Source organism: Mycobacterium sp. 1165178.9 (genome assembly GCF_001673555.1).
Classification (GTDB): Bacteria; Actinomycetota; Actinomycetes; order Mycobacteriales; family Mycobacteriaceae; genus Mycobacterium.
Map to the genome: position 1 here is coordinate 1 of NZ_LZMB01000012.1, position 7,460 is coordinate 7,460.

The 7,460-nt window shown below is 66.5% G+C and carries 9 protein-coding genes; all 9 read right to left on the minus strand.

All coding sequences use genetic code 11. The annotated features are described in order from the left end of the window. A partial coding sequence (locus tag A5652_RS00720; protein WP_156745079.1) for an FAD-binding oxidoreductase occupies positions 1–530 on the minus strand: 530 nt, incomplete at its 3' end. 32 nt (positions 531–562) lie between these two features. Beyond that, positions 563–928 (minus strand): GtrA family protein, encoded by a 366-nt coding sequence (locus tag A5652_RS00725; protein WP_156745080.1) that lies wholly within the window; start codon positions 926–928, stop codon positions 563–565. 112 nt (positions 929–1,040) lie between these two features. Beyond that, positions 1,041–1,520: a GreA/GreB family elongation factor gene (locus A5652_RS00730; protein WP_067345523.1), complete on the minus strand. Its 480-nt coding sequence runs from the start codon at positions 1,518–1,520 to the stop codon at positions 1,041–1,043. A 101-nt stretch (positions 1,521–1,621) separates the two neighbouring features. After that, positions 1,622–2,509: a TauD/TfdA family dioxygenase gene (locus A5652_RS00735; RefSeq protein ID WP_067345526.1), complete on the minus strand. Its 888-nt coding sequence runs from the start codon at positions 2,507–2,509 to the stop codon at positions 1,622–1,624. Between the two features lie 94 nt (positions 2,510–2,603). After that, positions 2,604–3,434, minus strand: coding sequence for an ABC transporter permease (locus tag A5652_RS00740; protein WP_067345529.1), 831 nt, complete (start codon positions 3,432–3,434; stop codon positions 2,604–2,606). After that, on the minus strand, positions 3,431–4,363 hold the full coding sequence (locus A5652_RS00745; RefSeq protein ID WP_067345533.1) for a glycosyltransferase: 933 nt from the start codon (positions 4,361–4,363) through the stop codon (positions 3,431–3,433). The genes A5652_RS00740 and A5652_RS00745 overlap by 4 nt, the downstream gene beginning before the upstream one ends. After that, complete coding sequence (locus tag A5652_RS00750; protein WP_067345536.1) at positions 4,356–5,204, minus strand: ABC transporter ATP-binding protein; 849 nt, start codon at positions 5,202–5,204, stop codon at positions 4,356–4,358. Before A5652_RS00750 ends, A5652_RS00745 begins: the two co-directional genes overlap by 8 nt. A gap of 16 nt (positions 5,205–5,220) precedes the next feature. Beyond that, positions 5,221–5,667, minus strand: a complete 447-nt coding sequence (locus A5652_RS00755) for a bacterial proteasome activator family protein (protein WP_232001050.1) — start codon at positions 5,665–5,667, stop codon at positions 5,221–5,223. An 81-nt stretch (positions 5,668–5,748) separates the two neighbouring features. Beyond that, on the minus strand, positions 5,749–7,460 hold a 1,712-nt coding region (locus A5652_RS00760), incomplete at its 5' end, for a DUF6541 family protein (RefSeq protein ID WP_067345542.1).

Consider the following 7,460-nt stretch of genomic DNA (forward strand, 5'->3'; position numbering starts at 1 on the left):
ACGGTCGCCCAGAACAGCTCGGCATCGTCGCCGTCCGGGGTGATGGTGCGGACGGTGCCGTCGGCCATGAGGAGATCCATCGAGCGGACGTGGTTACCGAAGCTGCCCGCGCTGTGGTGGTTCTTGCCATGGATGTCGCACGCGATCGCACCGCCGACGGTGACCTGCCGCGTCCCCGGCAGCACCGGAACCCAGAGACCGAACGGCAGCGCCGCCTTCATCAACTGGTCCAGGCTGACGCCCGCGTCGACGTCGACCAGTCGGGTGTCGGCGCTGATCGAGTGGATGCGATTGAGCTCGGTCATGTCGATCACCAGGCCGCCGCCGTTTTGCGCGTTGTCGCCGTAGGAGCGGCCCAGCCCGCGGGCGATCACGCCGCGACTCTTGGGATCGCCCGAGTCGGCCACCCGGGCTACCACCTTCGCGATCACCTCCGGATCGCGGGTACAGAGCACCCGGGCCACCGACGGCGCGGTGCGCCCGAAGCCCATCAGCTGGGCGGGCTTGGTCAGGGGATCGGTGCTCGACATCGTCAAAGAGGGTACCGCTTGCGCAGCGCGGCTCAGCGGATGCGGAAGATTACGGCCCGCTGCACGACGAAGTTGATCACCGTGGCCGTGCCCTGCGCGATCACGAACGCGACAAGGGGCGCCCAGCCGCGGTAGTGCAGAAGCGCCAGACACAGATGGTTGAGTCCCACCTGAACGGCGAACGTGATGGCGTAGAGAATCATGACCGCGACGAACCGGGCGGTGCTGGGGGTCGCCTGGAAGGTCCAGCGGCGGTTGATCAGGTAGGCCGTGATGGTGCCGACGATGAAGCTGGTGGCCTTGGACAGGTCGACCTGTACGCCGGCGACCTTCCATAGCAGCAGGTACAGCCCGAAGTCCACGATTCCCGCCAGGCCGCCGGTGACGACGAATCGCACGACCTGCGTCGTCAGGCTCAAGTCCGGGCGCACGTCTTCGGACGCGGAATCGGGCAGCGGGGCAACCATCGAGGGGAGTCTAACGGGGTCGCCGGGCGCTGCCCGGCAAGCGTCAGCGGGGCAGCTTGACCGAGATCAGCTCGACCTGGTTCTCGCCCTGTGGCGTCGAGTAGGTCACCGTATCGCCGGGTTTACGCCCGGCCAGGGCCTGGGCCAGGGGGCTGCGCGCCGTCAGCGTCTCGGCCTCCCGGCCGACCGGAGTCTCCTCGACGATCGAGATCACGTACATCGTGACGACTTCGCCGTCGGCGAATCGCAGGGTCACCTCGGTGCCGCCGGGCAGGGTCTCCGACGCGTCGGTGTCCGACGGCCCGGTCCGCAAGCGCCGGTCCAGTTCGCTGATCCGGTCGGTGAGCACCACCAGTTCCTCGGCGCGCTGGATCGCCTCGGCCGCGTCACCGTGATCGCCCACCATGCCGCGGTCGTTCTTGACCTCGGCCTCGAGGCGGTCACGCCGTTGCCGTAGCCGGTCCAGCTCCGCTTCGAGGTTGTTCCGCGCGGCGTCCGCTGCTGATGGGGCCTTTTTGCTCACGTCGGTGGACCTTTCGCCCGGTTGCTGAGGTGGCGTTCCAGTGTGACACCACGAGGGGCGGGCCGCCAGCACCGGCCGCACAGCTTCCATCGCCCGCGCCGTCATTGCGCCGCCCGGCGCGTCGGCGCCCGCATCGCGTCGAGCCCGTCGACGGCCGTCGCGGCGATCGTGCTTCGCACCATGTAACGCGGCTCGCGCGCCGGCCACGGCCGGCCGCGATGCATGACCGCGCGGTTGTCCCACATCACCACGTCGCCCTCGCGCCACGAGTGCAGATAGCTCGTGCCGGGGGCGGTCGCCGCCTCGGTTAGCTCGGCAAGCAACTTTTGCGCGGCTTTGGGCTCCATGCCCTCGATCGCGTAGGTGTGCGAGGCCATGTAGAGCGCCTTGCGGCCATTGGCCGGGTTCCTCCACACCATGCGCCAACATTGTGGCGGCAGCACCGCCCGCTCGGCGGGCCCCACGAGGTCGGGCGCGATCTTGCCGCGCGAAAAGGCGTATTCGTGCCAGGCGAAGGAATCTTCCAGCTGCCGCCGCAAAGCCGGATCGAGGCGCTCGAACGCGAGCCGGGTGGAGACGTACTCGGTCTCACCGCCCTGCGCCGGAACGATGCGCGAGGACAGCACCGAAGCGAGCGCCGGCACCGGCTTGAACGAACTGTCGGTGTGCCAGAGCTGGTTCGCCTTGTTTTCCAGCGCGAGCCGGTCATCTTCGTGCACCACGTTGCCCTGCTCGTCGAGGGTAGTGAGGATCACCAGGTTGGTGCCGTGGCCCTGCGTCTTCGGCTTGGTGACCTCGAGCGGTCCGAAGCGTCGCGAGAAGGCAAGCTGCGCCTCATCGGTGACGTGCTGGTCGCGAAGGACCAGAACAGAGTGCTCCTCGAACGCCGCGCGCACGCTCGCGTATGCGCGGTCGTCGGCCGCAACGTCGTGGATGGTGACTCCGCGCAATTCCGCTGCAAAGCCCGGGCCCAACGGCACCATCTCCATCGGCGCCCTCCGTCGTTCGTCTGAGCACGACTGTCCACCCAAAACGAGCGCCCGGCAAGCAAGCCGGCATGGATGGCCCGAGGAGAGACGGTCCCTACACCCAGTAGGGCACCCGGGCGCGGTACTGGCGCATGGCGAAGGCGGCCAGCAGCCAGCCAATGGCCGTCAACACCAGCACCACCGCCCAGTGCCGCAGCTCCTGATGCGAACCCAGCAGCGGGGCGCGCACGATGTCGAGATAATGCAGCAGCGGGTTGAGTTCGACGATCTTCGACCAGCGCCCCGCGCCTTGCTGTCGCAGGGTGTCGTCGTTCCAGATGATCGGCGTCATGAAGAACAGCAACTGCACCAACGAAAAGAGCAACGGTCCGATGTCGCGGTAGCGGGTCGCCAGGATGCCGAAACACAGCGACACCCAGATGCAGTTCAGCACGATCAGTGCCAGCGCCGGGATCACCGAAAGATCGGCCCACGACCACGGTTTGGGGAAGATGATCGCGATGACGACGTAGATGACGATGTTGTGCGCGAACAGGATTATCTGCCGCCACACCAGCCGGTAGACGTGCACGCTCAGCGGCGTCGGCAGTTGCTTGATCAGTCCCTCGTTGGCGACGAAGACGTCGGCGCCCTCCAGGATGGCGGCGTTGATCAGGTTCCAAATGATCAGGCCCAGCGTCACATATGGCAGATGCAGCGACAGCTCGAGATGAAAAAGCTTGGAGTACAAGCCCCCCATCGCGACGGCCGTGGTTCCGGTCGCGATGGTGATCCAGAACGGTCCCAGCACCGAGCGGCGGTAGCGCTGCTTGATGTCCTGCCAACCCAGGTGCAGCCAGAGCTCGTGCCTGCGGAAGCCGTCGACGAGGTCGCCCCGGGCCCGGGTAAGGGTGCGCGACTGTGCCGCCGCGTCGACGAAGGTCATGGGCGCCGCTCCTCTCCGTGCTTGCCGAACTGCTCGCGACGCCCCAAGCGCCGCAGCCGAATCCATTCCAGCAGACCGCGCGGGTCGCGACGGGTCACCAGGAAGAACCAGCCGAATCGCAGCCATTCTTGCACCAGCAGCTTGCGCAGGCCGGGCTGCGACAGCAGGTAGCCGCGGTTGCGGTAGGTGTAGAACCGCTTGGCGTGGTTGTCCGGGTACTGGGTGTGCATGCGGCCGCCCAGGATCGGCCGAAACTCGTCGGACCCGCAGGGGTGCAAGTAGATCGTGTCCAGGCAGGTCCCGAACGGAAGGCCGGACCGAACCAGGCGGCGGTGCATCTCGACCTCGTCTCCGCGGATGAACAGCCGCAGGTCCGGCACGCCCACCGCGTCCAGGGTGGCGGCCTTGAACAGCGCCCCATTGAACAGCGAGGCGATCCCCGGCAGCAAGTCCTGTCCCGTTTTGGTGCGCAATTCGCTTGCGCGCCTGCGCCATACCAAGCCGCGGCGCAGCGGGAACGCCAGCCGTTCCGGGTCGTCGGAGTTGCAGACCATCGGCGACACCTCGGCAAGGGCGTGCTTTTCGGCACAGGCCAGCAGGGTGGCCAGAACGCTCGAGTCCTGCGGGCGCCCGTCGTCGTCGGCCAGCCACACCCAATCGGCGCCCTGGGCCAGCGCGTGCAGCATGCCCAGCGCGAAACCCCCTGCGCCGCCGAGGTTTCGACGAGAGGGCAGGTAAGTGGTCGGGATCGGTTGGCCGGCCACCAGGTCGCGGATCCGCCCGGAGCCCGGTCCTTCGCCGGAACCGTCATTGTCCACCACGATGAGGTGATCGGGCAGCCGGGTCTGCGTGCTCAGCACATCGAGCGACTTAGCCAGTTCGTCGGGGCGCCGGTGGGTGACGACGACGGCGAAGACGGTCTCACTCATCCCCGGAAGCTCTTTGGGCCAGGGGTGTCTGGAGCCGATTCGCCTGCTGGTCCTCTTCCAGCACCTCGCGGACGTGCCGGGCCGCGTCCTCCCCTTCGTACGCGCGCACAACGTCTTCGATGCCGCCGGACATCCGGATGACGCCGTGGTCGATCCACATCGCCGTCTTGCACAACCGGGCCAGAAATTCGTTGGAATGGCTGGCGAATACCAGGATTCCGGAGCGTTCCACCAGGCTCTGCAACCGCGACTGGGCCTTCTTCAAAAACTCGGCGTCCACCGCGCCGATGCCTTCATCGAGCAGCAGGATCTCGGGGTCGATGCTGGTGACCACGCCCATCGCCAGCCTGACACGCATGCCGGTGGAATAGGTGCGCAGCGGCATGGACAGGTAGTCGCCCAGCTCGGTGAACTCGGCGATCTCGTCGACCTTGGACAGCATCTGCTTTCGCGTCTGCCCCAGGAACAGGCCGCGAATGATGATGTTCTCGTAGCCCGAGATCTCCGGGTCCATGCCGACCCCGAGATCGAAGACCGGTGCGACCCGGCCGGTGACCGTCGCCCAACCCCGAGTGGGCTCGTAGATGCCCGAAAGCAGCCGCAGCAGAGTCGATTTGCCCGCCCCGTTGTGGCCCACCAGGCCCACTCGGTCGCCCAACTCGAGGGACATGGTGATGTCGCGCAACGCTTCGACCACCACCACGTTAGAGCTGTTGCGTCCGATCGTGCCGCCGGCCTTGCCCAAAAAGGCCTTCTTCAACGAGCGCGACTTGGCGTCGAAGATGGGAAACTCCACCCACGCGTTGTGCGTCTCGATGTGAGGACCAGAATCCGGCGCCATTGAGTGCTGCGTCTGCTTACAGGTACTGGCCGTGCCCGGGCGCGCCCGGCTTACCGATGCCCGAAGGAAGGGCGCCCTGGCGCATCTTTTCCAGTTGCGCGCGGGCGGCCATCTGCTGGGCGAAAAGCGCGGTTTGGATGCCGTGGAACAGCCCTTCCAGCCAGCCGACCAACTGCGCTTGGGCGATGCGCAATTCGGCGTCGGACGGGGCGGCGTCTTCGTTGAAGGGCAGGGTGAGCCGATCGAGTTCCTCACGCAGTTCCGGCGCCAAGCCCTCCTCCAGTTCCCGGATGCTGGTCGCGTGGATCTCGCGCAGCCGGTTACGGCTGGCCTCGTCCAGCGGTGCGGCCCGCACCTCCTCGAGCAGCTGCTTGATCATCGTTCCGATGCGCATCACCTTTGCGGGCTGCTCGACCAGGTCGGTCAGGGAACGCTCGTCGGCATCGTCGTCGGTGAGCGCCATCACTCGCGGGTCGACGCCACCGATGATTTCGACGTCGTCGTCATCGTTGCGGGTACTCAATCCTTCACCATCCTTTGTGGACTATGGGTGTGGCGTCGTGCCGTTTGGTCGCCATTCATAAATTCGGGCACCGCCATTGTCGTAGATCAACGCCCACGACTTCGACTTATCCAGTGACACTAGTCCTTCGGGTACGGCGAACCCGCGGACAGTCGGCGTGCTGGTGTAGATGTACCGAATATTGAGCGCTTTAATCGCTTCGAGGACCCGCGGATCGGATTCGCCTTTGCGGGCCGAGGTCCAGAAGATGTATCGGTTCGGACCCGGACCCATCTGTTGTGGGTAGTCGTAGTGGGTCCATAGCGGATGCAGGTCGGCGACGGCGTACATCCAGGCGGTGCCGTCGGTGTTGGCGTTGCCGATCAAGGTCTCGTGGGCGCCGGGCAGCTTGGACAGGTAAGCCATGGCCATCAGGTCGCGCTGGTCGACGATCACCGAATCGTACTTGTCGCCGAATAACACCAGGTGCCGATACAAGTAGTGGCGCCCGGTGAGCACGGTGATCGCCACCAGCAGCACGGCGGTGGCCGAGATCCAGACCGGGGTAGGGAATGGTTTGAATCTGCCGCTGACTCGTTTGGCGCCGGCCACGATGCCCACGACGATCGCGAACAGCGCGACTCCGGCCATCGGCTCGAGCAGCAGGGTGATCGCGGCCGAGATTCGGCGCGGATCCTTATAGAAGAACTCGCCGAACATCCCGGCCACGGCACCGCTCGGGCCGCGCAGCGGGTTTCCGGCGTCGACGTCGACCACCACTAGCAGCAGCCACAAGGCCAGTGGCCACCAGACCCTTTTGATGAGGAAGATCACCGCGCCGATGGCCGTCACCGCGATCAGCCCGTACTGCACCGGGAAGTCGTTGAGGTGGCGGGAGTGCTGGAAGACGGCGTCGAAAAGACCCCGCTTTTTGCTGAGGTGTGTCAAAAAGGAATGCCCGGCGATGATGTCTTCCTGCCCCTGGACGCTGATGAACTGCGGCAACAGGATCAGCCCGGAGAACACCGCAACGCACGCCAGCACGATCAGATCGGCCAGCCTGCCGCGCACCGGACGCCACACCGCATCCATCAGCCACCACGCCACCAGGAACAACAGCACGATCACCCCGCCGGTGATGTGCACGGACATGACGCCGACCCACGCCAGGACAGCCGCCGGGATGCGGTCGCGGTGTCGCGGCGTGGTGGTGATCAGGACGAAGGCCGGAACCGCGACCCCATACGCCGCGAGGTTGGGCATCGCGGCCACGCCGAACTCGACATAGGGGACGGCGGTGAACGACGCCGACAGCGCCGCCGCGGTGGCCGCCGCCCCGGCGCTGCGCCACTCGGTGGTGTGCCGCCGCACCAGATGCCAGGTCAGCATCGCCGCGCTGGTCGGGAACAGCCAGACCGATGCGGCGACCGAACTCAGCGTGTAACCGGTGGTGGGCGCCGCCCCGGTCAGCTGGCAGAACACGGCGGTCAGGGCGTGGAACACCGAGGGGTAGTACAGCGTCTTATGGGTCTCGACGTTGCGCAGCTCGCCCATGTGCGTCGACGACGCCTGGCCGGTGTCCAGGATGAAACGCACCTCGTTGGCGTGCCAGACCGCGTCCCAGGTGCTCGGGATGGTCTGCCAATGGGCGGCGAGGCCGCGGTAGGCGGCCCACATGATGAGCAGCGCGCCCAACAGCACGCCCGCCCCGACCGTGATGGCGGGCCAACGGTTGACCCCGCGGGCTTCCGCTT

Bases quoted from the DNA above. Each gene is read 5' to 3' on its own strand.
- A5652_RS00735 (WP_067345526.1), bottom strand. From the start codon at position 2,509: ATGGAGATGGTGCCGTTGGGCCCGGGCTTTGCAGCGGAATTGCGCGGA.
- A5652_RS00740 (WP_067345529.1), bottom strand. From the start codon at position 3,434: ATGACCTTCGTCGACGCGGCGGCACAGTCGCGCACCCTTACCCGGGCC.
- A5652_RS00745 (WP_067345533.1), bottom strand. From the start codon at position 4,363: ATGAGTGAGACCGTCTTCGCCGTCGTCGTCACCCACCGGCGCCCCGAC.
- A5652_RS00750 (WP_067345536.1), bottom strand. From the start codon at position 5,204: ATGGCGCCGGATTCTGGTCCTCACATCGAGACGCACAACGCGTGGGTG.
- A5652_RS00755 (WP_232001050.1), bottom strand. From the start codon at position 5,667: ATGGCGCTCACCGACGACGATGCCGACGAGCGTTCCCTGACCGACCTG.